The 25,512-nt window shown below is 53.5% G+C and carries 25 protein-coding genes and 1 other annotated feature (1 of these 26 cut by a window edge); of the genes, 19 read left to right on the forward strand and 6 right to left on the reverse strand.

What is annotated here, in order from left to right:
- Positions 1-101 precede the first annotated feature (101 nt).
- From osmY to deoD, 9 genes are all read left to right on the forward strand, one after another.
- Positions 102-713, forward strand: coding sequence for a molecular chaperone OsmY (osmY, locus tag ABK821_RS02600; protein ID WP_308564564.1), 612 nt, complete (start codon positions 102-104; stop codon positions 711-713).
- 123 nt (positions 714-836) lie between these two features.
- Positions 837-998 (forward strand): DUF1328 domain-containing protein, encoded by a 162-nt coding sequence (locus ABK821_RS02605; protein WP_071200058.1) that lies wholly within the window; start codon positions 837-839, stop codon positions 996-998.
- Positions 999-1,118: 120 nt separating this feature from the next.
- Positions 1,119-2,192, forward strand: coding sequence for a patatin family protein (locus ABK821_RS02610; protein ID WP_138361843.1), 1,074 nt, complete (start codon positions 1,119-1,121; stop codon positions 2,190-2,192).
- The gene (locus ABK821_RS02615) at positions 2,189-2,968 is read left to right on the forward strand and encodes a TatD family hydrolase (protein WP_138361844.1); all 780 of its coding nucleotides are present in this window, start codon (positions 2,189-2,191) and stop codon (positions 2,966-2,968) included. The genes ABK821_RS02610 and ABK821_RS02615 overlap by 4 nt, the downstream gene beginning before the upstream one ends.
- A gap of 146 nt (positions 2,969-3,114) precedes the next feature.
- Entirely contained in the window at positions 3,115-4,392 is a 1,278-nt protein-coding gene (locus ABK821_RS02620; protein ID WP_138361845.1) for a NupC/NupG family nucleoside CNT transporter, read from the forward strand.
- Positions 4,393-4,813: 421 nt separating this feature from the next.
- The gene (gene deoC, locus ABK821_RS02625) at positions 4,814-5,593 is read left to right on the forward strand and encodes a deoxyribose-phosphate aldolase (RefSeq protein ID WP_343178662.1); all 780 of its coding nucleotides are present in this window, start codon (positions 4,814-4,816) and stop codon (positions 5,591-5,593) included.
- A 135-nt stretch (positions 5,594-5,728) separates the two neighbouring features.
- Complete coding sequence (gene deoA, locus ABK821_RS02630; RefSeq protein ID WP_138361847.1) at positions 5,729-7,051, forward strand: thymidine phosphorylase; 1,323 nt, start codon at positions 5,729-5,731, stop codon at positions 7,049-7,051.
- A 52-nt stretch (positions 7,052-7,103) separates the two neighbouring features.
- Positions 7,104-8,327, forward strand: coding sequence for a phosphopentomutase (gene deoB, locus ABK821_RS02635; protein WP_308564580.1), 1,224 nt, complete (start codon positions 7,104-7,106; stop codon positions 8,325-8,327).
- A gap of 101 nt (positions 8,328-8,428) precedes the next feature.
- Positions 8,429-9,148: a purine-nucleoside phosphorylase gene (gene deoD, locus ABK821_RS02640; RefSeq protein ID WP_138361849.1), complete on the forward strand. Its 720-nt coding sequence runs from the start codon at positions 8,429-8,431 to the stop codon at positions 9,146-9,148.
- Between the two features lie 78 nt (positions 9,149-9,226).
- Here deoD and lplA read toward each other — a convergent pair whose 3' ends face one another.
- Positions 9,227-10,243 carry a lipoate--protein ligase LplA gene (gene lplA, locus ABK821_RS02645; RefSeq protein ID WP_138361850.1) on the reverse strand — a complete coding sequence of 339 codons (1,017 nt, stop codon included), beginning with the start codon at positions 10,241-10,243 and terminating at the stop codon, positions 9,227-9,229.
- 10 nt (positions 10,244-10,253) lie between these two features.
- On the reverse strand, positions 10,254-10,895 hold the full coding sequence (locus ABK821_RS02650; protein ID WP_138361851.1) for a YtjB family periplasmic protein: 642 nt from the start codon (positions 10,893-10,895) through the stop codon (positions 10,254-10,256).
- Positions 10,896-10,999: 104 nt separating this feature from the next.
- Here ABK821_RS02650 and serB point away from each other — a divergent pair, with 104 nt between their 5' ends.
- The 3 genes from serB (at position 11,000) to nadR (ending at position 14,744) form a co-directional block, all read left to right on the forward strand.
- The gene (gene serB, locus ABK821_RS02655) at positions 11,000-11,971 is read left to right on the forward strand and encodes a phosphoserine phosphatase (RefSeq protein WP_138361852.1); all 972 of its coding nucleotides are present in this window, start codon (positions 11,000-11,002) and stop codon (positions 11,969-11,971) included.
- Between the two features lie 9 nt (positions 11,972-11,980).
- The gene (radA, locus tag ABK821_RS02660) at positions 11,981-13,363 is read left to right on the forward strand and encodes a DNA repair protein RadA (protein WP_343178664.1); all 1,383 of its coding nucleotides are present in this window, start codon (positions 11,981-11,983) and stop codon (positions 13,361-13,363) included.
- Between the two features lie 139 nt (positions 13,364-13,502).
- A complete protein-coding gene (nadR, locus tag ABK821_RS02665) occupies positions 13,503-14,744 on the forward strand; it encodes a multifunctional transcriptional regulator/nicotinamide-nucleotide adenylyltransferase/ribosylnicotinamide kinase NadR (RefSeq protein WP_138361854.1) in 1,242 nt (413 codons plus the stop codon).
- Between the two features lie 884 nt (positions 14,745-15,628).
- Here the strand turns inward: nadR and ettA are convergent.
- Positions 15,629-17,296 carry an energy-dependent translational throttle protein EttA gene (ettA, locus tag ABK821_RS02670; RefSeq protein WP_138361855.1) on the reverse strand — a complete coding sequence of 556 codons (1,668 nt, stop codon included), beginning with the start codon at positions 17,294-17,296 and terminating at the stop codon, positions 15,629-15,631.
- A 336-nt stretch (positions 17,297-17,632) separates the two neighbouring features.
- Here ettA and sltY point away from each other — a divergent pair, with 336 nt between their 5' ends.
- Both sltY and trpR read left to right on the forward strand, forming a co-directional pair.
- The gene (gene sltY, locus ABK821_RS02675) at positions 17,633-19,570 is read left to right on the forward strand and encodes a murein transglycosylase (RefSeq protein WP_142503044.1); all 1,938 of its coding nucleotides are present in this window, start codon (positions 17,633-17,635) and stop codon (positions 19,568-19,570) included.
- Between the two features lie 117 nt (positions 19,571-19,687).
- Positions 19,688-20,020: a trp operon repressor gene (trpR, locus tag ABK821_RS02680; protein WP_138361857.1), complete on the forward strand. Its 333-nt coding sequence runs from the start codon at positions 19,688-19,690 to the stop codon at positions 20,018-20,020.
- Here the strand turns inward: trpR and yjjX are convergent.
- Complete coding sequence (gene yjjX, locus ABK821_RS02685; protein ID WP_343177945.1) at positions 20,007-20,522, reverse strand: inosine/xanthosine triphosphatase; 516 nt, start codon at positions 20,520-20,522, stop codon at positions 20,007-20,009. The two genes, trpR and yjjX, sit on opposite strands and share 14 nt — an antisense overlap.
- A gap of 115 nt (positions 20,523-20,637) precedes the next feature.
- Between yjjX and gpmB the strand changes: the two genes are divergently transcribed.
- The gene (gene gpmB, locus ABK821_RS02690) at positions 20,638-21,285 is read left to right on the forward strand and encodes a 2,3-diphosphoglycerate-dependent phosphoglycerate mutase GpmB (RefSeq protein ID WP_138361859.1); all 648 of its coding nucleotides are present in this window, start codon (positions 20,638-20,640) and stop codon (positions 21,283-21,285) included.
- Here the strand turns inward: gpmB and robA are convergent.
- Complete coding sequence (robA, locus tag ABK821_RS02695; RefSeq protein ID WP_138361860.1) at positions 21,282-22,151, reverse strand: MDR efflux pump AcrAB transcriptional activator RobA; 870 nt, start codon at positions 22,149-22,151, stop codon at positions 21,282-21,284. The two genes, gpmB and robA, sit on opposite strands and share 4 nt — an antisense overlap.
- A gap of 209 nt (positions 22,152-22,360) precedes the next feature.
- Between robA and creA the strand changes: the two genes are divergently transcribed.
- Positions 22,361-22,834 carry a protein CreA gene (creA, locus tag ABK821_RS02700; protein ID WP_138361861.1) on the forward strand — a complete coding sequence of 158 codons (474 nt, stop codon included), beginning with the start codon at positions 22,361-22,363 and terminating at the stop codon, positions 22,832-22,834.
- A gap of 305 nt (positions 22,835-23,139) precedes the next feature.
- On the opposite strand, the gene arcA is transcribed toward creA, so the two are convergent.
- On the reverse strand, positions 23,140-23,856 hold the full coding sequence (gene arcA, locus ABK821_RS02705; protein WP_138361862.1) for a two-component system response regulator ArcA: 717 nt from the start codon (positions 23,854-23,856) through the stop codon (positions 23,140-23,142).
- Between the two features lie 95 nt (positions 23,857-23,951).
- Between arcA and yjjY the strand changes: the two genes are divergently transcribed.
- The 3 genes from yjjY to thrL all read left to right on the forward strand — a co-directional run bounded on the left by yjjY (position 23,952) and on the right by thrL (position 25,457).
- On the forward strand, positions 23,952-24,092 hold the full coding sequence (yjjY, locus tag ABK821_RS02710) for a protein YjjY (protein ID WP_138361863.1): 141 nt from the start codon (positions 23,952-23,954) through the stop codon (positions 24,090-24,092).
- Positions 24,093-24,489: 397 nt separating this feature from the next.
- Positions 24,490-25,176: a tRNA/rRNA methyltransferase gene (locus ABK821_RS02715; protein ID WP_138361864.1), complete on the forward strand. Its 687-nt coding sequence runs from the start codon at positions 24,490-24,492 to the stop codon at positions 25,174-25,176.
- Between the two features lie 212 nt (positions 25,177-25,388).
- Positions 25,389-25,457: a thr operon leader peptide gene (gene thrL / locus ABK821_RS02720; RefSeq protein ID WP_138362052.1), complete on the forward strand. Its 69-nt coding sequence runs from the start codon at positions 25,389-25,391 to the stop codon at positions 25,455-25,457.
- Positions 25,396-25,512, forward strand: a sequence feature (Thr leader region) (it continues 1 nt past the right edge of the window). Its footprint overlaps the gene before it by 62 nt.

The raw sequence follows: 25,512 nt of genomic DNA on the forward strand, positions 1-25,512 counted from the left end.
TTTCTGGTTTTTCTACTACATTTAATAAGTCATTCTTACATTTCTGGCTTAATAGACTGCTTATTTTGCTTTATCTGTTAAAAAATAACGAGGAACTCACAATGACAAGACCAAAGAACGCCAGGACAGTACTGGCTCTCCTCTTCGGCTCAGCCATCATCAGCGCCTCGGCATATGCGGAAAACTCAACCCTCGATAGCGTCAAATCTGCTGCCAGCCGTGCGGGGCAGGCGGTGGATAATTCGATGGATAAAGTCGGTAATTTCATGGATGACAGCACCATTACCGCCAGAGTGAAGGCGGCACTGATTGACCATAAAGAGATTAGCAGCACCGATATTTCTGTGAAAACCGAAAATAAAGTCGTTACGTTAAGCGGGACGGTGGATAGCGCTGAGCAGCGTAAACAGGCGCTTAGCGTTGCCAAAGCCGTTGAAGGTGTGGCCTCCGTTAACGACAAACTTAGCGTGCAGAACGAACAATCCGCGTCCCTGAAGGGTTACGCTGGCGATACGGCAGTCACCAGTGAAATCAAAGCTAAATTACTGGCTGACGATATTGTTCCGTCGCGAAACGTGAAGGTAGAGACCACCGATGGCATCGTGCGTTTATCCGGCACGGTCGCCTCCAGCAAACAGTCGGCGCGGGCGGAGGCGATTGCCCAGGCCGTTTCCGGCGTCAAAAGCGTAAAAAACGATCTTAGCGTCAAATAAATCCATTCATTAACAGCATTTCTCTGCGGTCTTTCCGCTGAATGTGTAGCACCACAGGGTTGTGTATGCGCGGTCTGAACGCGCAGAAAATCAACCGTCATTAACTCTGGTAAGGAGAGACGTATGTTTAGATGGGGTATTATTTTTCTGGTGATCGCGTTAATTGCCGCTGCCTTGGGCTTTGGTGGCCTGGCGGGCACCGCTGCCTGGGCTGCTAAAATTGTCTTTATCGTTGGTATTATTCTGTTTCTGGTCAGTCTCTTTACCGGCCGTCGGCGCCCCTGAACGTTAGCCTGTGAAATACCGTCTTACATAAAGCCAGTCGCTGCGACTGGCTTTCTCTGCTTTCGGGCGTTAAAAATTGCGTTACCTTTGTTTTTTACAATACGTAAGGCAGGAAGCAGGGTGGGGCATCGCATTCCCGTTACGCTGGGCAACATCACGCCATTATCTGTAAAACCCTTCCCGCCGGGCAAACTCGCCCTGGTGTGCGAAGGTGGGGGGCAGAGAGGGATTTTTACCGCCGGAGTGCTGGACGAATTTATGCGCGCGGGATTTAACCCATTCGATATGATGTTTGGCACTTCAGCCGGAGCGCAAAACCTGTCTGCCTATATCTGTAACCAACCCGGTTATGCCCGTAAGGTCATCACGCGTTATACCACCTCTCGCGAATTTTTCGACCCGATGCGTTTCGTTCGCGGCGGTAACCTTATCGATCTGGACTGGCTGGTGGAGACCACCGCGCAAAGGATGCCGCTGGCAATGGCTTACGCGGAAGAACGCTTTGCGCAGGGAAAAGCGTTCTGGATGTGCGCCTGCCGGGGTGATGACTATATGGCAAATTATTTTTCCCCGACCCAACAAACCTGGCTTGATCTGATCCGCGCGTCCAGCGCTATTCCCGGCTTTTATCGCAGCGGCGTGATGCTGGATGGCGTCAGCTACCTCGACGGCGGCGTCAGCGACGCGATACCCGTGCAGGAAGCGGCCCGCCGGGGGGCGCAGACCATCGTGGTGATTCGCACCGTTCCCTCCCAGATGTACTATACGCCGAAGTGGTTTCAACGAATGGAACGGTGGCTTGGCGAAAGTAGCCTGCAGACGTTTGTGAACCTGGTGCAGCATCACGAAACCACCTATCGTGCTACGCAACAGTTTATTGAGAAACCTCCGGGCAAGCTGCGTATTCTGGAGATATATCCGCAGAAACCCTTGAAGAGTATGGTGTTAGGTAGCCGTATTCCGGCGTTACTGGAAGACTACAAAACCGGACGCCAGTGCGGGCGTTATTTCCTCGCCACGATCGGTAAACTGTTGGCCGACCAGCCGCCGCTGTTGCGCCATGCGCCGCGTATCGCGGTGCCGAAAACGAGCGTTGTTCCGCCTGCACCTGTGGCCAATGAGATTCATCAGGCGTCGATTGTCGCCACGTCACAGGCCAATGATACCAGCATGAATAATGAGGATCTGGCGTGACCTTACGATTTATTGATACTCACTGCCACTTTGACTTTCCACCTTTTACCGGTGATGAAACCGCCAGTCTTGCCCGGGCGGCGGCCGCTGGCGTTACGCAGATCGTGGTACCGGCAATTGAAGCGGATAATTTCAGTCGGGTATTGGCGCTGGCGGAGCAACATGATGCGATATATGCCGCACTGGGCTTACATCCGATAGTCATTGAGCGGCATGATGAGCGTAGCCTTGAACAGCTTGAAATCTGTCTGACCGGGCGTCACGACAAGCTGGTGGCGGTGGGGGAAATCGGCCTCGATCTTTATCGTGAAGATCCGCAGTTTGAACGCCAGATTTCAATATTTGAAGCGCAACTGCGGCTGGCCAAACGTGACGATCTTCCCGTTATTATTCACTCCAGACGCACCCACGATAAGCTGGCGATGCTGTTGAAAAAACATGCTTTACCGCGAACCGGCGTGGTACATGGTTTTTCCGGTAGCCTGCAGCAGGCGGAGCGCTTTGTACAGTTGGGCTATAAAATTGGCGTAGGTGGGACGATTACCTATCCACGCGCCAGTAAGACCCGCGATGTGATGGCCAGGTTGCCGCTTTCGGCGCTGCTGCTGGAGACCGATGCGCCGGATATGCCATTGAATGGCTTTCAGGGACAGCCGAACAGCCCTGAACAGGTGGCTCGCGTTTTCGCCAGCCTGTGCGAGCTTCGACGGGAACCTGCGGAAGTGATCGCCCATGCCATAATGTGTAATACCAAAGACGTTTTTGCCCTCCTGTGACGATCTGTTAAGTGACGGATATCTCATTATTGCCTTTTTATATCATCGATTTGCTTAAAATATGTGAGCTGAAATGAGAATGATGATTTCATACCGTTATAATCGCGTGGCTTTTAGGTCGAACTATTAATACACAGGTATTCTGTATGCAAATTCTCATGGGACTTTTTGGCATGGTGGTGCTGTTAGCTATCGCTGTGCTTCTCTCCAGCAATCGAAAGGCCATCAATCTGCGTACCGTCCTCGGCGCCTGGATTATCCAGGTGGGGATCGGTGCACTGGTTCTTTATGTACCGGCGGGTCGCACGGCGCTGTTGGCCATGTCGAACGGTGTTGCCAACGTGATTGCTTATGGCAATGAGGGGATCAGCTTTATTTTCGGTGGGCTGGTTTCCGATAAGATGTTTGAGGTTTTCGGCGGCGGTGGATTTGTTTTCGCTCTCCGCGTACTGCCGGTGATTGTCTTCTTTTCTTCGTTGATCGCGGTACTCTACTACCTCGGCATTATGCAGTTTATTATTCGCATTCTTGGCGGGGCGCTGCGCGCGGTGCTGAAAACTTCGCGCACGGAGTCGCTCTCAGCCACGGCGAATATCTTTGTTGGTCAAACAGAAGCGCCGCTGGTGGTGCGTCCTTATATTGCGACGATGACGCGCTCGGAACTGTTTGCGGTGATGTGCGGCGGCCTGGCGTCTGTTGCCGGGTCGGTTCTTGCCGGCTATGCGCAGATGGGTGTGCCGCTGGAATACCTGATTGCCGCTTCGTTTATGGCGGCGCCTGGCGGCCTGCTGTTCGCGAAGATTATTGTACCGGAAACCGAGAAACCGCAGGACAGTCCGGCGATGGGGAAAAATGACGCCGACCCAGAGGCTCCGGCGAATGTGCTGGATGCCGCCGCCTCCGGCGCGGCTTCCGGGATGCAGTTAGCGCTTAACGTTGGCGCGATGCTGTTGGCGTTTATCGCCCTGATCGCGCTGGTGAACGGTATTCTTTCCGGCGTTGGCGGCTGGTTTAACTATCCCGATCTCTCTTTGCAATTGATCCTCGGTTGGGTTTTCTCGCCGCTGGCGTGGGTGGTTGGCGTACCGTGGAGTGAGGCTACCGTTGCCGGTTCTTTTATCGGCCAGAAGCTGATCATCAATGAATTTGTCGCTTATATGAATTTTGGTGAATATCTGAAAGCTGATGCTGACGTTGCCGCCGCAGGTTTACAGGTGATTTCCACGCATACCAAGGCTATCATCTCTTTTGCGCTTTGCGGCTTTGCTAACCTGTCATCCATTGCGATTCTGATCGGTGGGTTAGGAGGAATGGCGCCTAACCGTCGTCAGGATATTGCCCAGTTGGGTATCCGCGCCGTTGCGGCAGGTACGCTCTCTAACCTGATGAGCGCCACAATCGCGGGTGTATTCCTCGCGTTATAACTCACGCTTAACGATAAAACAGGCCAGCGGCAACACCGCTGCTGGCACTCGCCTTCTGATTGTTAAAATTCCCTCATTTCCGCAATAAAATAAATTTATTATTTATCAATAAATAATAAGGATTCTCTGTCGTTTTGGGTAAATATTGCACACAGACAGCACGTTTTAATATGGTGTTATGTTATTATTGTCACATTTGCGATCTGGCAGAAGAGGGGATGATGCGTACGCACCGGTTGACCCTGAACGCCTGGGTTCGGGTTTTTGTGTGAGTAATATCACATTTAATTAATGCAAATTAGCAATTGTCTTTCATTAATTGTGATACGTATCGAAGTGTGAGTGCGAGGTGATGTTACAATAGTAACAGTCTCGCAAAGTGAATAAACGTTAAACCGGCAATACGCCGTCGGAGTATAAAATGACTGATTTAGCTGCAAGCAGCCTGCGGGCGCTGAAACTGATGGACCTGACTACCCTGAATGACGATGACACCAATGAAAAAGTGATCGCGCTGTGCCATCAGGCAAAAACCCCGGTTGGAAATACTGCTGCAATCTGCATTTACCCGCGTTTTATCCCTGTTGCCCGTAAGGCCCTGAAAGAGCAAGGCACGCCGGAGATCCGCATTGCGACCGTCACCAACTTCCCGCACGGTAATGATGACATCGACATCGCGCTGGCGGAAACCCGCGCAGCCATCGCGTACGGCGCGGACGAAGTTGACGTGGTATTCCCGTACCGTGCGCTGATCGAAGGTCGACAGCAGGTGGGCTTCGATCTGGTGAAAGCCTGTAAAGAGGCCTGTGCATCGGCAAATGTGCTGCTGAAAGTGATCATCGAAACCGGTGAGCTGAAAGAAGAAGCGTTAATCCGTAAAGCGTCTGAAATTGCTATCACAGCCGGTGCGGATTTCATCAAAACCTCTACCGGTAAAGTCCCGGTTAACGCAACGCCGGAAAGCGCACGCATCATGCTGGAAGTAATCCGCGATATGGGCGTTTCCAGAACCGTTGGTTTCAAACCGGCTGGCGGCGTGCGTACCGCTGAAGATGCGCAGCAGTTCCTGGCCATTGCTGACGAACTGTTTGGCGCTGACTGGGCGGATTCCCGTCACTACCGTTTCGGCGCATCCAGCCTGCTGGCAAGCCTGCTGAAAGCGCTGGGCCACGGGGATGGCAAGAGCGCAAGCAGCTACTAAGCCTTATATTGCCGGAGTTGTAGTGACGTAGGCCAGATAAGGCGCAGCCACCATCCGGCATCAATACGACTGCCGGGTGGCGCGTTGCTTACCCGGCCTACAATGGCCTTCTACTCTTTTCCCCTGGGGGTTACCGTGTTTCTCGCACAAGAAATTATTCGTAAAAAACGTGATGGTCATCCGTTAAGTGACGAAGAGATCCGCTTCTTTATCAATGGTATTCGTGATAACACCATCTCTGAGGGGCAGATTGCCGCGCTGGCGATGACCATTTTCTTCCACGATATGTCGATGCCTGAGCGTGTGTCGCTGACCATGGCGATGCGAGATTCAGGAACCGTTCTGGACTGGAAGAGTCTCAACCTTAACGGCCCCATTGTTGACAAACACTCCACAGGCGGCGTGGGTGATGTGACTTCGCTGATGCTTGGCCCTATGGTGGCGGCCTGCGGCGGCTACATTCCGATGATCTCCGGGCGCGGCCTCGGTCATACCGGTGGTACGCTCGACAAACTGGAAGCGATCCCGGGATTTGATATTTTCCCGGACGACAACCGTTTCCGCGAAATCATTAAAGACGTGGGTGTGGCGATTATTGGGCAGACCAGTTCGCTCGCACCGGCGGATAAACGTTTTTACGCCACCCGCGACATTACCGCGACGGTGGACTCCATCCCGCTGATCACCGCTTCAATCCTCGCGAAAAAACTGGCGGAAGGGCTGGATGCGCTGGTGATGGACGTGAAAGTGGGCAGCGGCGCCTTTATGCCGACCTACGAACTTTCTGCCGCACTGGCTGAAGCCATCGTTGGCGTTTCCAACGGTGCAGGCGTGCGCACAACGGCGCTGCTCACCGACATGAACCAGGTGCTGGCCTCCAGCGCCGGTAACGCCGTCGAAGTGCGCGAAGCGGTGCAGTTCCTGACAGGTGAATACCGCAACCCGCGTCTGTTCGACGTCACGATGGCGCTGTGTGCGGAGATGCTGATCTCCGGCAAGCTGGCGAAAGATGACGCCGATGCGCGAGTGAAACTACAGGCGGTGCTGGATAACGGCAAAGCGGCGGAAATCTTTGGTCGCATGGTAGCGGCACAGAAAGGGCCGAGCGATTTCGTGGAAAACTACGCGAAATACCTGCCGACGGCGATGCTCAGCAAAGCCGTCTATGCCGATACGGAAGGTTTTGTCTCCGCGATGGACACTCGCGCATTGGGCATGGCGGTGGTCTCAATGGGCGGCGGTCGTCGCCAGGCGTCGGACACCATTGATTACAGCGTCGGCTTTACCGATATGGCGCGTCTGGGGGACAGCGTTGACGGGCAGCGTCCGTTGGCTGTTATCCACGCCAAAGACGAAGCCAGCTGGCAGGAAGCGGCGCAAGCCGTCAAAGCGGCAATCAGCCTTGACGACAAAGCGCCTGAAATTACACCGACAGTCTATCGTCGTATTACCGAATAGCGGTATACTGATCTGATCGCTTTTTTGCAGCGCAAAAGGTACGGAGAATAAGATGAAACGTGCATTTATTATGGTGCTGGACTCTTTCGGCATCGGTGCGACTGAAGATGCGGATCGCTTTGGCGACGTAGGTTCAGATACCCTGGGCCATATTGCAGAAGCCTGCGCCAAAGGCGAGGCTGACCACGGCCGCAAAGGTCCGCTGAATTTGCCTAACCTGACTCGTCTGGGGCTGGTGAAGGCGCATGAAGGTGCTACCGGTAAAATTGCTGCGGGTATGGACGGTAACGCAGAGGTTATCGGTGCTTACGCATGGGCGCATGAGCTCTCTTCCGGTAAAGATACCCCATCAGGACACTGGGAAATCGCCGGTGTGCCGGTTCTGTTCGACTGGGGCTACTTCAGCGACCACGAAAACAGCTTCCCGCAGGAACTGCTGGATAAGCTGGTAAAACGCGCCAACCTGCCGGGTTACCTCGGTAACTGTCACTCTTCCGGCACGGTCATTCTGGATCAACTGGGCGAAGAGCATATGAAAACCGGTAAACCGATTTTCTATACCTCCGCTGACTCCGTATTCCAGATCGCCTGTCATGAAGAGACCTTTGGGCTGGATAAGCTGTACGAGCTGTGCGAAATCGCCCGTGAAGAGCTGACCGAAGGCGGCTACAATATTGGTCGCGTTATCGCGCGTCCGTTTATCGGCGATAAGGCCGGTAACTTCCAGCGTACCGGCAACCGTCACGATCTGGCCGTTGAACCGCCGGCGCCGACCATCCTGCAGAAACTGGTCGACGAGAAAAAAGGGCAGGTGGTTTCCGTCGGTAAGATTGCGGATATCTACGCCAACTGCGGCATCACCAAAAAAGTGAAAGCCACTGGCCTGGACGCGCTGTTCGACGCCACCCTTAAAGAGATGAAAGACGCGGGCGACGAGACGATCGTCTTTACCAACTTCGTTGATTTCGACTCATCCTGGGGGCATCGCCGCGACGTAGCGGGCTATGCTGCGGGTCTGGAGCTGTTTGACCGCCGTCTGCCGGAACTGATGGAACTGGTCGGTGAAGATGACATTCTGATCCTCACCGCCGACCACGGTTGTGACCCGACCTGGACCGGTACGGACCATACTCGCGAGCACATTCCGGTGCTGATTTATGGCCCGAAAGTGAAAGCGGGCTCGCTCGGTCACCGTGAAACCTTTGCGGATATCGGTCAGACGCTGGCAACGTACTTCGGTACGTCGCCGATGGAATACGGCAAAAACATGCTGTGATGCAATTGCCCGGCGGCGCAAGCTTACCGGGCCTACGGTTTGCAGGCCGGGTAAGGCAAAGCCACCACCCGGTAAAAACAACTAATTAAAGAGAGCTGAAGATGGCAACTCCACATATTAATGCAGAAATGGGTGATTTCGCTGACGTCGTTTTGATGCCGGGCGACCCGCTGCGTGCGAAGCACATTGCTGAAACTTTCCTTGAAGATGTACGTGAAGTGAACAACGTGCGCGGCATGCTGGGTTTCACCGGGACGTACAAAGGCCGTAAGATTTCCGTTATGGGGCATGGCATGGGGATCCCATCCTGCTCTATTTACGCGAAAGAACTGATCACCGACTTCGGAGTCAAGAAAATCATTCGCGTGGGTTCCTGCGGTGCTGTGCGTATGGACGTTAAACTGCGCGATGTGGTGATCGGTATGGGTGCCTGCACCGATTCCAAAGTTAACCGTATCCGCTTCAAGGATCATGATTTTGCGGCCATCGCCGACTTTGACATGGTGCGCAACGCGGTAGACGCGGCGAAAGCGCTGGGTGTTGACGCGCGCGTGGGCAACCTGTTCTCCGCCGATCTGTTCTACTCTCCTGACGGCGAAATGTTCGACGTGATGGAAAAGTACGGCATCCTGGGCGTGGAAATGGAGGCGGCAGGTATTTACGGCGTTGCGGCTGAGTTTGGTGCGAAAGCGCTGGCTATCTGCACCGTATCCGACCATATCCGTACTCATGAACTGACCACCGCCGCTGAACGCCAGACGACGTTCAACGACATGATCAAAATCGCGCTGGAATCCGTTCTGCTGGGCGATAAAGAGTAAGGCCTGTTGTGCCGGGCGGAGCTTCACCCGACCCGGCCTGCGGTTTTGAGGCCCGCTAAGCGCAGCGGGCTTTTTTAATTAGCGCACCGCTCCGGCAATCCATGCCGACAACTCCCGTAGCGCTTTCTCCTGCTCTGGGAAATCGACTAACAGCGCATCACAAGCCTGCTGTAGCATTTCAGCGCGATACAGGCAGCCCTGTAATTTCGTGGCCAGCGCTTCCAGCGGCGCAGGGTCAAGGCTGTCGGTAAAAACCTGAGCACGTGTGATATGCCCTTTCTCAACGTCGAAGTGCAGTTCAACGCCGCCCCAGATAAAGCGTTCATCCAGAAGATGCGTAAAAGCTGGCGCCTGGCCGAAGTTCCATTGCCAACTGCTCTGGCGAGCGAACGTTTCGGCAAAATTGGGCAGATCCGGCGTTTTATCTGGAGAGATTATCTCGGCGTCCACGCGTTCGCCGTAATGGCTGAAGAACGCCTCGGTAATAGCGTCGCAGATGTGTTCATGGGTAATGCCTGGCAGCAGATCCACCAGATTTGCGACGCGCCCGCGTACAGAAGTGATCCCTTTGGCCTGTAACTTTTTCTTATCAGGGTTGAGGTAGTTCGCCAGACGGCCGAGATCGGCATTCAACAGCAATGTACCGTGATGGAAGCCGCGATCTTTGGTTTCCCGGTAGGCCGAGCCGGAAACCTTGCGGTCGCCTTCCGCTGTTTTCACCACCAGATCGTTACGGCCGGAAGCTTCTGCGGTAACGCCCAGCGCGTTCAGCGCATTGAGCACTATCGCGGTGGAGATCGTTTTGTCGTACTCCGGCTTCCCGGCCATAAAGGTAAAACAGGTATTGCCCAGATCGTGAAACACCGCGCCGCCGCCGCTGCTGCGGCGCGCCAGGCGGACATTGTCTTCTTCCATGCGCCGGGTGTTGCACTCTTTCCACGGGTTTTGCGCGCGGCCAATGACCACAGTGTCGGCATTCCGCCACAAAAACAGCACACGCTGGCTGGCGGGCATCTGACGGAAAATAGATTCCTCAACCGCCAGATTGAACCACGGGTCGTAAGAGTCAGAGAGCAGCAGACGAAGTCCAGGCATCGCGATTTCCTTATTCCGATTCATCTTTATCTTCATCCTGCACCGGTTTATTCGCGGTCAACAGGAAGGGCGATTGCTGCCAGCGGGTGCGCTTACCTTGCAGCAGGGTACGCGTCAGTACCACGCCGATGGCCAGTGATAATAACAGCATCAGGCGTAAGATATTGGTGGTATTATCGACCTGTTGCGATTCAGTGGCTAAGGTATGTGTATCCAGCGTCAGCCGCAGGTAGCCGAGTGGACCATTTTTACCCTGAACAGGCTCGACGATTTGCTGGTTGAAGTAACCGCCCGCTTTTTTGCCGTCCAGCGCCAGCCGATCGCGTACTTCAACGCTTTCACCGGAACGCGCGATCAAATCGCCCTGTTGGTCATAAACACCCGCATCCAGGACCCGACTTTTGTCGGTAAGCTGTTCCAGCAACTGGCCGATCCTTTTCTCATCTGGCGTTTCGCTACGCATCAGCGGCGTCAGATTTAGCGTCACCTGTTGTGCCAGCGTGCGTGCCAGTTCTTCCAGTTGCGGATTACGCTGTTTTTGACTGTTCTGGCTGAACCACGACGCGCCCTGCATCAGAGCAACGAGCAGCGCCAGACAGATCAAAACGATCACCGCGCGATGCAGCCGGAATTTAAGTTTTGCGCGTACCATATTCCACCTTTGAAAATTTGCAGCTTAATGTTGCCAGAAGCGTTGGTTACAAGGTAGCCTCATGCGTTATTTTCCTCGCCTGAATGAAGTGATGTGGAGCCGTGATGCCAAATAGTTTGACCTGGTGCGACCTGCCTGAAGATGTTTCCCTGTGGCCTGGATTGCCGCTTTCCCTCAGCGGTGATGAAGTTATGCCGTTGGATTACCACGCCGGACGTAGCGGCTGGTTGCTGTATGGCCGGGGCCTTAACAAGCGTCGTCTGACGCAGTGGCAGCGTGAGCTGGGCGCGGCGCTGGTTATCGTCTCCTCGTGGGCGGTCGAAGATTATCAGGTGATTCGTCTGGCAGGTTCATTGACGCTACGGGCGACGCGGCTGGCCCACGAAGCGGGACTGGATGTCGCGCCGCTGGGCAAAATCCCGCACTTGCGCACGCCCGGTTTACTGGTGATGGATATGGATTCAACGGCGATTCAGATTGAGTGTATCGACGAAATCGCCAAACTGGCCGGTACCGGCGAACTGGTTTCGCAAGTCACCGAACGAGCGATGCGTGGCGAACTTGATTTCACCGCCAGTTTGCGTCAGCGGGTGGCGACCCTGAAAGATGCCGACGCCAACATTTTGTTGCAGGTGCGCAAAACCCTGCCGCTGATGCCGGGGCTGACGCAACTGGTTCAGAATCTGCAAACGCTCGGCTGGAAAGTGGCGATCGCCTCCGGCGGTTTCACCTTCTTTGCCGAGTATCTGCGCGACAATTTGCATCTCGATGCGGTATTTGCCAATGAACTTGAGATTATGGACGGTAAGCTGACCGGCAACGTTATTGGCGATATCGTCGATGCAAAATATAAAGCCAATACGCTGCGCAAACTGGCGGAAAAGTATGCGCTCCCGGCGGCGCAAACCATAGCGATTGGCGATGGCGCTAACGATCTTCCGATGCTTAAAGCGGCAGGGCTCGGCATTGCCTATCATGCCAAACCAAAAGTAAATGAACTGGCGGAAGTGACTATCCGTCACGCTGACCTGATGGGGGTATTCTGTATTCTCTCCGGCAGCATGAATCAAAAGTAAGAGGTGAACGTGGCGAAAGCTCCAAAACGCGCATTTGTCTGTAATGAATGTGGTGCGGACTACCCGCGCTGGCAGGGGCAGTGCAGCGCCTGTCATGCGTGGAATACGATCACCGAGATGCGCATAGCCGCTTCACCGCAGGTGGCAAGGAACGAGCGCCTGTCAGGCTATGCCGGTAATGCCGGGATCTCGAAAGTACAGAAGCTTTCTGATATCAGCCTTGAGGCATTGCCCCGTTTTTCCACTGGCTTTAAAGAATTCGACCGTGTGCTGGGCGGTGGTGTCGTGCCTGGCAGCGCCATCCTGATTGGCGGCAATCCCGGGGCGGGTAAGTCGACGCTGCTGCTGCAAACCCTGTGCAAACTGTCTGAAGGTATGAAAACGCTGTACGTTACCGGGGAAGAGTCGTTGCAGCAGGTGGCGATGCGCGCTCATCGTCTGGGGTTGCCGACCGCCAATCTCAATATGCTGTCAGAGACCAGTATTGAGCAGATTTGCCTTATTGCGGATGAAGAAAAGCCGCAGCTGATGGTTATCGATTCCATCCAGGTGATGCATATGGCCGACGTGCAGTCGTCGCCGGGGAGCGTGGCTCAGGTGCGCGAAACGGCCACTTATCTGACGCGCTTTGCCAAAACGCGCGGCGTGGCTATTGTGATGGTTGGTCATGTCACTAAAGATGGCTCTCTGGCCGGGCCGAAGGTGCTGGAGCACTGTATCGACTGTTCGGTGCTGCTCGATGGTGACGCCGATTCTCGTTTTCGCACCCTGCGCAGCCATAAAAACCGTTTTGGCGCAGTAAATGAACTGGGCGTGTTCGCGATGACCGAGCAGGGACTGCGTGAGGTCAGCAATCCCTCCGCAATTTTCTTAAGCCGTGGTGATGAAGTGACTTCCGGCAGTTCGGTGATGGTGGTCTGGGAAGGGACGCGCCCGCTGCTGGTGGAGATCCAGGCGCTGGTGGATCACTCGATGATGGCCAATCCACGCCGTGTGGCTGTGGGGCTGGAGCAAAACCGTCTGGCGATCCTGCTGGCGGTGCTGCATCGCCACGGTGGCCTGCAGATGGCGGATCAGGATGTGTTCGTCAACGTCGTCGGTGGGGTAAAGGTCACTGAAACCAGCGCCGATCTGGCGTTGCTGCTGGCGATGGTCTCCAGTCTGCGCGACCGCCCATTGCCGCAGGATCTGGTGGTCTTCGGCGAAGTGGGGCTGGCCGGGGAGATTCGCCCGGTGCCGAGCGGTCAGGAGCGTATCTCGGAAGCGGCTAAGCATGGATTTCGTCGCGCAATCGTTCCGGCGGCCAACGTACCGAAAAGAGTGCCGGAAGGGATGCAGATCTTTGGTGTGAAAAAACTTGCGGACGCGTTAAGCGTCTTTGACGACTTATAATCATCTGTATGCACTGATGTTGTATAATTTGCCGGATGGCGGCGCAATGCGTCGCCATCCGGCCTACGGATTGATGTTGTAGGCCTGATAAGCGAAGCGCCATCAGGCATTGTTACGCGTTTTTTAGCAGGAGGCTCTTGTGTCATCGTTTGACTATCTTAAAACCGCGATCAAGCAGAAAGGTTGTACGCTACAGCAGGTGGCGGATGCCAGCGGGATGACCAAAGGCTATCTGAGCCAGTTGCTGAACGCTAAAATCAAAAGCCCGAGCGCGCAGAAGCTGGAAGCGCTGCATCGGTTTCTGGGGCTGGAGTTTCCGCGTCGGCAAAAGAGCGTGGGTGTCGTTTTTGGTAAGTTTTATCCGCTGCATACCGGGCATATTTACCTGATTCAGCGTGCCTGCAGCCAGGTCGATGAACTGCATATCATTATGGGTTACGACGCTCCCCGTGACCGTGAACTGTTTGAAAAGAGCGCCATGTCACAGCAGCCGACCGTACCCGATCGTCTGCGCTGGTTGCTGCAAACCTTTAAATATCAAAAAAATATTCGCATTCATGCTTTTAATGAAGAAGGAATGGAGCCTTATCCGCACGGCTGGGATGTCTGGAGCCGCGGGATCCGTGCCTTTATGAGCGAGAAGGGTATTGAGCCAAACTGGATTTATACTTCAGAAGAAGGGGATGCGCCCCAGTATCTGGAGCATTTAGGGATCGAGACCGTCCTTATCGATCCGAAACGCACTTTTATGAACATTAGCGGGGGGCAGATCCGTGAAAACCCATTCCGCTACTGGGAATATATTCCGACTGAAGTAAAACCATTTTTTGTGCGTACGGTGGCGATTCTTGGTGGTGAGTCCAGCGGTAAATCGACGCTGGTAAATAAACTGTCCAATATTTTTAATACGACCAGCGCCTGGGAATATGGTCGTGACTATGTGTTTTCGCATCTTGGCGGCGATGAGATTGCGTTGCAATATTCTGACTATGACAAAATAGCTCTTGGACATGCGCAATACATTGATTTTGCAGTAAAATATGCCAATAAAGTGGCGTTTATCGACACCGACTTTGTCAGCACTCAGGCTTTTTGTCTGAAGTATGAAGGGCGTGAGCATCCTTTTGTTCAGGCGCTGATCGATGAGTATCGCTTCGACCTGGTTATTTTGCTGGAGAACAATACTCCGTGGGTAGCGGATGGTTTGCGCAGTCTTGGCAGTTCAGTCGATCGTAAGGAGTTCCAGTCGCTGCTGGTCTCTCTGCTAAAAGAGAATGAAATAGACTTCGTGCATGTGAAAGAAGCGGATTACGACGCGCGCTTTCTGCGCTGTGTTGAACTGGTGAAAGAGATGATGGGCGAGCAGGGGCAGCCCGGATAAGGCACGGACAGTGCGGCCTGATGCCCTCACCCCGGCCGTCTCAGCCTACAGAGAGACGGGATGCATAAAAAAGGGCAATTTGCTTTGTAATGCCGTTCACTTAAGCAAATCATCGGTGTTGTCTTCTGTTTTATTTGCCAGCGGCAATTGCATTATTGGTGGTTTAAACGAAAATCTGATTCAGTTGATTCGCTTACTGAGCTGATACGGGCTGAAATATAAAGGATATGACTTTTTTTATGATTTTCAGCCTCTGAAAAGCCACTGACGAATAACGGACTCACCGCATGGGGGTTGGGCGCATCAAGGAAACCTGGCGAGAACGCAGGCGCGCATCCAGGACTGGCCGCCAGGACGGCGGCCAGAGGCTGAGTCGCGGCAAGGATGCCGCGTCTCAGCCGGTCCGCCAGATGAAGCCGGAGTGGAGCGGACCGCGGAGCGGCAGGTTTTCAGCGCCATGCCGGGGGTGCAGGGGGACGGGCGAAACGTCCCCCTGCCCGTTCACACGCTGTGGATATAACGAATATCTTCGTATTACCCGTGAACGGAACAGACCACGGAATTTGAATGGGCGAAAACGAAAAACGCGCCATGTTCGCCATAACTACCGATTAGCGGAGCTGCTTACCCGCTATAACACCGGGTGAATTTCCCTAAACTGACCAGCACCACAACTTGCTTTGTCTTTTTCAACGAGCGTTCTTCAGGAATTGTCCGGCGGCGCTTCGTTTGCACGGGCCAGCAGGTGATTGATAATTTATTGATATTTTAGAACATGTAGGCCGGATAAGGCGTTAGCCGCCATCCGGCGGAAATGCGGGCACAGTATCTGATGCAGGTTTGTCATCAGCCTGAAAAGGGCAACTTGCGTTGCCCTTTTGCATTTATTTCGAGATACGCTTGTACTTGATACGCTTCGGCTCAAGGGCATCGGCGCCCAGGGTGCGTTTCTTGTACTCTTCGTACTCGGTAAAGTTCCCTTCGAAGAACTCCACCTTACCTTCATCCTGGTAATCCAGGATGTGAGTGGCGATACGGTCAAGGAACCAACGGTCGTGCGAGATAACCATTGCGCAGCCCGGGAACTCCAGCAGGGCGTTTTCCAGCGCGCGCAGGGTTTCAATATCGAGGTCGTTGGTCGGTTCATCGAGCAGCAGCACGTTGCCGCCAACCTGCAGCAGCTTCGCCAGATGCAGACGACCGCGCTCACCGCCGGACAGCTCGCCCACGCGTTTGCCCTGGTCAACCCCTTTGAAGTTAAAGCGGCCAACGTAGGCGCGGCTCGGCATCTCGGTATTGCCGATCTTCATGATATCCAGCCCGCCGGAAACTTCTTCCCACACGGTTTTGCTGTTATCCATGGCGTCACGGAACTGGTCGACGGAAGCCAGCTTGACGGTATCACCCAGGGTGATGGTGCCGCTATCCGGCTGTTCCTGACCGGACATCATGCGGAACAGCGTGGATTTACCCGCGCCGTTCGGGCCGATGATGCCGACAATCGCGCCTTTCGGCACGGAGAAACTCAGGTCGTCAATCAGCAGGCGGTCACCGTAGGACTTACGCAGATTGCTGACTTCCACCACTTTATCCCCCAGACGTGGGCCAGGCGGAATAAACAGTTCGTTGGTTTCGTTACGTTTCTGGTATTCGACGCTGTTAAGTTCTTCAAAGCGTGCCAGACGGGCTTTGCCCTTAGACTGGCGGCCTTTCGCGCCCTGGCGTACCCACTCCAGCTCTTTCTCGATCGATTTACGACGGGCCGCTTCCTGAGAGGCTTCCTGCGCCAGACGCTGATCTTTCTGCTCCAGCCAGGAAGAGTAGTTACCTTCCCACGGAATCCCTTCGCCGCGGTCAAGTTCAAGGATCCAACCGGCAACGTTATCGAGGAAGTAACGGTCGTGAGTAATCGCCACGACGGTACCTTCGAAATCGTGCAGGAAACGCTCCAGCCATGCCACGGATTCTGCATCCAGGTGGTTAGTTGGTTCGTCAAGCAGCAGCATGTCCGGCTTTTCCAGCAGCAGACGGCACAGCGCGACGCGGCGGCGCTCACCACCGGAAAGATTGGCGATTTTCGCCTCCCAGTCCGGCAGACGCAGAGCGTCGGCGGCACGCTCCAGCTGTACGTTGAGATTGTGGCCGTCGTGCGCCTGGATTATCTCTTCAAACTTACCCTGTTGCGCGGCGAGTTTGTCGAAGTCGGCATCCGGCTCAGCGTACTTAGCGTACACCTCGTCGAGACCCTTCAACGCGTTGACCACTTCGGCCACCGCCTCTTCGACTGACTCACGTACGGTCTGCTCCGGATTTAACTGCGGCTCCTGTGGCAGGTAACCAATCTTGATGCCGGGCTGCGGGCGCGCTTCGCCTTCGATATCGGTATCAATACCGGCCATAATGCGTAACAGGGTCGACTTACCGGCGCCGTTCAGACCGAGAACGCCGATTTTCGCGCCAGGGAAGAAGCTCAGGGAGATATTTTTCAAAATATGACGTTTCGGCGGAACCACTTTGCCGACACGATGCATAGTATAAACGAATTGAGCCACGTTGGAGTTCGCCTCTCATTTATATACTCTCCATCCTTCTGGCGGCCTCTGTGTTGGCTGCATTCGGAACACCCGGTAATGCTTTCAGGGATCTCTTCTTATTGCCGCTTTGATGCAGCCAGAATAATTTTGAGTAGCGTAGTGAATAGTTTTCAAAGGCGAAGTGTAGCCTTTTTCGCGCGTTAATCCCAGCGAGGCGATGGGATTAACAAAAGCGTAAAAAAATGTTCAGGACATGGCGTGATTTGCGTTGTCTGATTAGCATATCTATCTGATACATGAAATTTTGCCAGCGGCATGATGCTGCAGTGGCGCACCTGAAGAGAGGATGAGCTTGTGGAAAAAGCCAAAACTGTGGCCTGGCGTGTTCTGGCTGCCAGCGTGAGTCTGTTGGTGTTAAGCCAACTGGCGCATGCGGATTCACTGGATGAACAACGCAGCCGCTATGCTCAAATTAAACAGGCGTGGGACCATCGACAGATGGATGTTGTCAACCAACTGATGCCCACCCTGACGACCTATCCGCTCTATCCTTACCTTCAGTATCGGCAGATAACCGACGATCTCATGAATCAGCCTGCGTTGGTGGTGACCAATTTTATCGCTGCCAACCCGACACTGCCTCTGGCGCGGTCGCTGAAATCACGATTTGTTAACGAGCTGGCGCGTCGTGACGACTGGCGTGGCCTGCTGGCCTTTAGTCCGGATAAACCGGCCAGCACTGAAGCGCAGTGTAATTACTACTATGCAAAATGGAACACAGGCCAGACTCAGGAAGCCTGGAGCGGTGCAAAAACGCTGTGGTTGAGCGGAAAAAGTCAGCCAAACGCCTGCGATCGGCTATTTGGCGCCTGGCGCGCTTCCGGTCAGCAGGATCCGTTGGCGTATCTTGAGCGGATCCTGCTGGCGATGAAAGCGGGGAATACCAGTCTGGTGCGAGTTCTTGCCCAACAGATGCCGCCTGATTATCAAACGATTTCGACAGCGGTCATTGCGCTGGCTAACGATCCGAATAGTGTAATGACGTTCGCCCGTACCACCGGCGCGACGGATTTCACCCGCCAGATGGCAGCGGCGGCCTTTGCCAGCGTTGCGCGTCAGGATGTGGAAAACGCGCGCCTGATGATCCCCGCATTGGCGCAGGCGCAGAAGCTGAATGAAGAGCAGACTCAGCAACTGCGGGATATTGTCGCCTGGCGACTGATGGGTAACGACGTTACCGAAGAACAGGCTAGCTGGCGCGACGACGCCATTATGCGTTCGCAATCGACGACTCTGGTGGAGCGTCGGGTGCGTATGGCTTTAGGTCTCGGCGACAGACGCGGTCTGAACACCTGGCTGGCTCGTTTGCCGATGGAGGCGAAAGAGAAAGATGAATGGCGATACTGGCAAGCAGATCTGTTGCTGGAGCGCGGGCGCGATGATGAAGCGAAAGAGATTCTGCACGCTCTGATGCAGCAACGCGGTTTTTACCCGATGGTCGCGGCCCAGCGTCTTGGCGAGGAGTACACTTTTCGCATCGACAAAGCGCCCGCTAATATCGATCCGGCGTTGACCTCCGGGCCTGAAATGGCTCGCGTGCGTGAGCTGATGTACTGGAATATGGATAACACCGCCCGTAGTGAATGGGCAAGCCTGGTGACCAGCAAAACGAAAGATCAGCAGGCTCAGTTGGCGCGCTATGCGTTTAATCAGGACTGGTGGGATCTCAGCGTTCAGGCCACGATCGCCGGTAAATTATGGGATCAACTGGAAGAGCGTTTTCCACTCGCCTATAAAGATCTCTTTGCCCGCTATACCAGCGGCAAAGATATTCCACAAAGCTACGCGATGGCGATTGCCCGCCAGGAGAGCGCCTGGAATCCGAAAGCCGGTTCACCGGTTGGCGCCCGCGGCCTGATGCAGATTATGCCGGGAACGGCCACGCACATGGTCAGCATGTTCAGTATTCCGGGTTACAGCAGCCCATCGCAACTGCTGGACCCGGAAATGAACATCAATATCGGCACTCGCTACCTGCAATATGTTTATCAACAGTTTGGCGATAACCGCATTTTCGCCTCTGCAGCCTATAACGCCGGCCCAGGGCGAGTTCGAACCTGGCGCGGCAATAGCGACGGGCGGATAGACGCAGTGGCGTTTGTCGAGAGTATACCGTTCTCGGAAACGCGTGGTTATGTGAAAAACGTTTTGTCCTATGACGCTTACTATCGCTACTTTATGGGGCAGAAAGATACGCTGTTGAGCGATGCGGAGTGGAAACTGCGTTATTAGCCCCGTCGTTTTCAGGCAACATAGCATTTTGCTATGTTGCCTGAAATGCGTAGAGTACGGACAGAAGTATGTTATGCTTTGTACTCGTTAGTGAGTACATCCGACAGGTGGCGTAACATGACCCAACAATCCCCCTATTCAGCGGCGGTGGCCGAACAGCGTCATCAGGAATGGCTGCGTTTCGTGGCGCTATTACAGCAGGCGTACACCGACGATTTACAACTGCCGTTTTTACAGCTCATGCTGACCCCCGATGAACGTGAGGCGCTGGGGACGCGCGTTCGCATCATTGAAGAACTGCTGCGCGGCGAGATGAGCCAGCGCGAGCTAAAAAATGAGCTCGGCGCGGGGATCGCCACTATTACCCGTGGTTCAAATAGCCTGAAGTCCGCTCCGGCGGAATTGCGCCAGTGGCTGTCGCAGGTGCTGCCGAAAGTTAACGATAAATAGCGTTATGAAACGGGCTTAGCGCCAGCACGACCGCCTGATGATAAACGCTGCTGCGCGTTAGCTTTCCGGCGGTAAAGATGCCAATCGCTCCCTCTTTACGGCCAATTTCAATGATACCGGTATGCTGTGACATCACCGATCCCAGCGCTTCGCCAGCGTGAACCTTTTCCAGAATGGTTGGCGGTAGCGGCAGGGTAGCGGAGCGCGATTCTCCACGCTGTGCGCCATCGTCGATAACCACCCAGCTAAAAGTACTGCCTTCGTCGATCCCGGCTTCAATGGCTACCCAGAAGTCCGCGTTCGGCCGTATACGTCGCGCGTTGGCTATGCGATTTCGTGCGCCAGCGCGCGTTTCCTCGTTGCCAAAAGGCTGTTCCGGCACATCGCTCTCGACGGCGATAGACTCAATATGGCAGGATCCTTCGCCGAAGATCTCGTTAAAAGCCTGCAGAATTGCCTGAATTTTGGCGGGATTAGTGGTCGCTGAGACAACATGGTGCATAATCAAAACAACTCAGAGTGACATAACATCATCGCAGTATACTCCAGATCAGTCTGGTTGCAGGTAAGCTATGCTTGTAGCTCGAAGATTGAGAGTTCAGAACGGATAATAAAGCATGTTACAGGTTTACCTTGTTCGCCACGGTGAAACGCAGTGGAACGCCGAGCGACGTATTCAGGGCCAGTCTGACAGTCCGCTTACCGCCCATGGTGAGCGTCAGGCCTGGCAGGTTGGTGAGCGTGCCAGAACGTTAGGCATTACGCATATTATCACCAGTGATTTAGGCCGTACGCGGCGTACCGCGGAGATTATCGCCGAAGCTTGCGGTTGCCGTATCATTGCGGACGCACGCTTGCGTGAGCTGGATATGGGGGTGCTTGAAAAGCGCCATATTGACTCGCTGAATGAAGAAGAAGAGGGCTGGCGTCGACAACTGGTGAACGGCACGCCGGATGGCCGCATTCCGCAGGGGGAGTCAATGCAGGAGTTGAGCGAGCGCATGCACGCGGCGCTGGCATCTTGTCTGGCGTTGCCTGCGGGAAGTCGGCCGCTGCTGGTGAGCCACGGGATGGCGTTGGGTTGCCTGGTGAGTACAATCCTGGGTTTACCGGCTTATGCGGAACGTCGTTTGCGCCTGCGCAACTGCTCTATTTCCCGCATTGACTACCAGCAAAGCCCGTGGCTGGCCTCAGGATGGGTGGTGGAAACGGCGGGGGATGTTTCGCATCTGGATGCCCCCGCAATGGATGAGCTTCAGCGTTAACGGCGAATCGGGATCAGGTATTCACAGCGCACGTTAACTGGCGGTTCCTGATCCCCACTTTCAATTTCCGGGAAGAAGCGTTCGATATCCAGGCCTCTGCGTCGGGTAAGGTTGAGCATCGGCATACAGGTACCGTAAACCGTCAGGATGAATTCCTGTAACCCGGTGCCCAGGCCTTCGTAGGTAAACATCACGTACTCTCCGCCTTCAAGCGTCATCGGATGAGCGTTATGCAGGTGGCCGTTAGCCAGCTCCGGCGTCAGCGCAGTGGTGTAAAAAACCTCCTGCTCGTCATCTTTATCGAGGCTAGGACGCGGCTCATGCAGGCCATACAGGGTCGGCGGAATCGACGGCGTATTGGCAAGAAACTCTCGCCAGAATTGTACGCGCATCTGATTACGGAAGTCAGAAATCTCTTCGAGTTTGCAGGTATAGCTCTGGGTTAAGCCAACCAGTTCAGTAGTCTCAAGCGTGACGAACTCATGCTTTGGCATCGTGAATTCGCCGAGACGCAGCGGTGGACGTATACCATACGAACTCCAGTCAGGAGAGCGTCGGTAGAGCGCTGGCGTGAGCGAGAATTGCTTCTTGAACGCTCGGGTAAAGGTCTGCTGTGAGTCGAAGCGATACTGTAAAGCGATATCGAGAATCGGGCGTGCGGTCAGTCGCAGGGCGACAGCCGATTTGGATAAGCGACGGGCACGGATATAGGCGCCGATGGCATGACCGGTTACGTCCTTGAACATTCTTTGTAAATGCCACTTGGAATAGCCCGCTTTTGCTGACACATTATCCAGTGAGAGTGGTTGATCCAGGTGACCTTCCAGCCAGCTAAGGAGATCGCGAATAATCCCTGCTTGATCCATAAAATATCCCCATCCTTAAACTCAGGTGCCCGCTACTAAAGGTAGCGGATAATAGCATTTTTTGACGTTTTAGCATTCAGTGTTTTTTTTGCTTTTAAATGCGATTATTCAGAAAGTATTGGCGGTACGTTTTTAACGCTGTGATCTATAAAACTTTTCTTCTTGATGTGTGATAATGGCTCAGTAAATTATTTAATAATGGTAACAATATGAAATACAAGAAATTAGCTGCGGGCATGTTTTTATTCGCGGGCTGCCAGCTGGCGCAGGCGGAACAAATCGGCTCTGTTGATACTGTTTTTAAATTCCTCGGACCGGATCATAAAATCGTGGTTGAGGCCTTTGACGATCCCGATGTTCAGAATGTTACGTGCTATATCAGCCGGGCAAAAACGGGGGGAATTAAAGGCGGACTGGGGCTGGCGGAAGATACTTCCGATGCAGCGATCTCCTGCCAGCAGGTGGGGCCCATTGAGTTAACGGATAAAATCAAAAAGGGCAAAACCCAGGGGGAGGTGGTATTCCAGAAACGTACCTCGCTGATATTTAAAAAGCTGCAGGTTGTGCGTTTTTACGATGCCAAACGTAATGCGCTGGTTTATCTGACCTATTCAGATAAAATTGTCGACGGTTCGCCAAAGAATGCGATTAGCGCTGTGCCGATTATGGCATGGGATAAATAACGGGCAATGCTAATTCAGTCGCCGGTATATAATTGGTGCTGGATGGGCCGGGTATGGGATAATGCGCGTCTGTTCCCGTCAAACTGCAGGTGCGCAGGTCGCCGGAGTGGCCAGTCTTACTCATAAGACCCGCTCTCACGGGGCGCAGCTATTATGGTGTTCAACTCTGTTGCTGACCGATTTGCCGTTCATCGTTATCCGCTTCACGGTCTGAGAGCTGTGATGAGGCGGGAAGCGTGGCATCTGTAAATAAAAAACGGCGCTAGTTGCGCCGTTTTTACGTGATGACAGCAAGAAAAACGCTGTTATTCCTGCAGGTCGCCACAAAAACGGTACCCCTCGCCATGGATAGTGGCGATAATTTCCGGGGTATCCGGGGTGGACTCAAAATGCTTACGAATGCGACGGATGGTCACGTCCACGGTACGGTCGTGCGGTTTAAGCTCACGGCCGGTCATTTTCTTCAACAGTTCTGCACGCGACTGAATTTTGCCCGGATTTTCACAGAAGTGAAGCATGGCACGGAATTCACTGCGCGGCAGTTTGTACTGCTCGCCATTCGGGCTAACCAGCGAACGGCTATTGATATCCAGCTCCCAACCGTTGAACTTATAGCTTTCTACGCTGCGATGCTCTTCGCTTACGGTGCCGAGGTTCATGGTTCGGGACAGCAGATTGCGTGCGCGAATCGTCAGTTCACGTGGGTTAAATGGTTTCGTGATATAGTCATCGGCACCGATTTCGAGGCCAAGGATTTTATCCACTTCGTTGTCGCGGCCTGTAAGGAACATCAGCGCGACGTCTGCCTGTTCACGCAGTTCGCGCGCTAACAGGAGACCATTTTTACCTGGCAGGTTGATATCCATGATCACCAGGTTAATATCATTTTCAGACAGGATCTGATGCATTTCCGCGCCATCGGTCGCTTCGAATACATCATAACCTTCTGCTTCGAAAATACTTTTTAACGTGTTGCGTGTTACCAACTCGTCTTCAACGATAAGAATGTGCGGGGTCTGCATGTTTGCTACCTAAATTGCCAACTAAATCGAAACAGGAAGTACCAAAGTCCCTGACCTGCCTGGTACATGTCGCAAATTAACATGTCCGGCGTAACATGACTAAAGTACGTAATTGCGTTCTTGATGCATTTTCCATCAACGTCAACAACATCATTAGCTTGGTCGTGGGTACTTTCCCTCTGGACCCGACGGTGTCAAAAACGGCTGTCATCCTAACCATTTTAACAGCAACATAACAGGCTAAGAGAGCCCTGACACCCAATAAAACTACGCTTCGTTGACCTATATCAAGTTCAATTGTAGCACGTTAATAGTCATGTGAAATCATTGCATTGAAATGCGATTCATCATCACAATTTACCTACGGCTCAATTAATCGCGCTCAGCAAATAATGAATAGGGTGAATCCACTACCCGCAAAGACGCTTTGACATAAATATCATTGTCAAACATACGGATAAATGCGTTCTGTTAACATACTCCGGGTAATGGGGTCTTGGGAATAGTTTAGTTTTCTTTATGAGTGATAAAGCTCAAATTTAGCGTCTTTTGTTGCAAATTTGTAAATTCATGGCGCGTAAAATGAGGGGATGAATGGTCATTCCTGCCGCTGAAAGATAAAAGGGAAACCGAATGCGTTTATCAATTGTGTTAGTGTCTCCCGCTCGGGCAGAAAACGTTGGCGCTGCCGCGAGAGCGATGAAAACAATGGGGTTTAGCGACCTGCGTATCGTCGATAGCGATGCCCATATGCAGCCTGCCGCGCGCTGGGTTGCGCATGGCTCCGGCGACATTCTCGATAATATCAGTACTTTTGCCACATTAGAGCAGGCGCTGCACGACGTCGATTTTACCGTCGCCACAACCGCTCGCAGCCGGGCGCGTTTTCACTATTACGTGACGCCGCAGCAGCTTTTGCCAATGCTGGAGGAGAAAGCGCAGTGGATGAATCATACCGCTCTGGTGTTTGGCCGGGAGGATTCCGGGCTTACTAACGAAGAGTTGCTCCTGGCCGACGTATTGACCGGTATCCCCATGGTGGCGGACTACCCTTCGTTGAATTTAGGGCAGTCTGTGATGGTGTATTGTTATCAACTGACTTCGTTGCTGCAGCAAAACCGGACCATGTTAGTCGACGGGGATGACAATCAGCTCCAGGCGTTACGTTTACGAACTCGCGATCTACTTACCCGTCTGGGCGTTGAAGATGATGTCAAACTCAGCGACTGGCTACAGCAGCGTATCGGTCTTTTGCAACAGCGCGACACCGCAATGCTTCATCGTTTATTGCACGACATTGAAAAAAAACTCTCAGACTAAAATCCCGTCATAGCGTTTTAGTATGGATATGTGTGCTGATTATTGACATTTCTTTGCATAAATTCCGGTGAGTAATTGGGGTATTTTGGCGGATTGTCTATTCACGAAAAAAACGCCTGTAAGTAGAAATTCGTTGACTTAAGGCGACAGATACTTTAACCAATATAGGCACAGGATACAGACAGATAAAAATTACAGAGTACACAACGTCCATGAATCGCATCGGCATGATCACCACGATTATCACCATCACTATTACCACAGGTAACGGTGCGGGCTGACGCGTACAGGAAACACAGAAAAAAGCCCGCACCTGAACAGTGCGGGCTTTTTTTT

The sequence above is a fragment of the Klebsiella sp. KE9456 genome (assembly GCF_043832615.1).
GTDB lineage: Bacteria > Pseudomonadota > Gammaproteobacteria > Enterobacterales > Enterobacteriaceae > Klebsiella > Klebsiella indica.

What these genes read in the sequence shown, in the direction of transcription:
- serB (WP_138361852.1), top strand. Translation starts at nt 11,000, where the DNA reads ATGCCAAATAGTTTGACCTGGTGCGACCTGCCTGAAGATGTTTCCCTG.
- deoD (WP_138361849.1), top strand. Translation starts at nt 8,429, where the DNA reads ATGGCAACTCCACATATTAATGCAGAAATGGGTGATTTCGCTGACGTC.
- ABK821_RS02715 (WP_138361864.1), top strand. Translation starts at nt 24,490, where the DNA reads ATGCGTTTATCAATTGTGTTAGTGTCTCCCGCTCGGGCAGAAAACGTT.
- trpR (WP_138361857.1), top strand. Translation starts at nt 19,688, where the DNA reads ATGACCCAACAATCCCCCTATTCAGCGGCGGTGGCCGAACAGCGTCAT.
- arcA (WP_138361862.1), bottom strand. Translation starts at nt 23,856, where the DNA reads ATGCAGACCCCGCACATTCTTATCGTTGAAGACGAGTTGGTAACACGC.
- ABK821_RS02605 (WP_071200058.1), top strand. Translation starts at nt 837, where the DNA reads ATGTTTAGATGGGGTATTATTTTTCTGGTGATCGCGTTAATTGCCGCT.
- robA (WP_138361860.1), bottom strand. Translation starts at nt 22,151, where the DNA reads ATGGATCAAGCAGGGATTATTCGCGATCTCCTTAGCTGGCTGGAAGGT.
- deoC (WP_343178662.1), top strand. Translation starts at nt 4,814, where the DNA reads ATGACTGATTTAGCTGCAAGCAGCCTGCGGGCGCTGAAACTGATGGAC.
- yjjY (WP_138361863.1), top strand. Translation starts at nt 23,952, where the DNA reads ATGACTAAAGTACGTAATTGCGTTCTTGATGCATTTTCCATCAACGTC.
- ABK821_RS02620 (WP_138361845.1), top strand. Translation starts at nt 3,115, where the DNA reads ATGCAAATTCTCATGGGACTTTTTGGCATGGTGGTGCTGTTAGCTATC.
- creA (WP_138361861.1), top strand. Translation starts at nt 22,361, where the DNA reads ATGAAATACAAGAAATTAGCTGCGGGCATGTTTTTATTCGCGGGCTGC.
- deoB (WP_308564580.1), top strand. Translation starts at nt 7,104, where the DNA reads ATGAAACGTGCATTTATTATGGTGCTGGACTCTTTCGGCATCGGTGCG.
- osmY (WP_308564564.1), top strand. Translation starts at nt 102, where the DNA reads ATGACAAGACCAAAGAACGCCAGGACAGTACTGGCTCTCCTCTTCGGC.
- ABK821_RS02650 (WP_138361851.1), bottom strand. Translation starts at nt 10,895, where the DNA reads ATGGTACGCGCAAAACTTAAATTCCGGCTGCATCGCGCGGTGATCGTT.
- gpmB (WP_138361859.1), top strand. Translation starts at nt 20,638, where the DNA reads ATGTTACAGGTTTACCTTGTTCGCCACGGTGAAACGCAGTGGAACGCC.
- lplA (WP_138361850.1), bottom strand. Translation starts at nt 10,243, where the DNA reads ATGCCTGGACTTCGTCTGCTGCTCTCTGACTCTTACGACCCGTGGTTC.
- yjjX (WP_343177945.1), bottom strand. Translation starts at nt 20,522, where the DNA reads ATGCACCATGTTGTCTCAGCGACCACTAATCCCGCCAAAATTCAGGCA.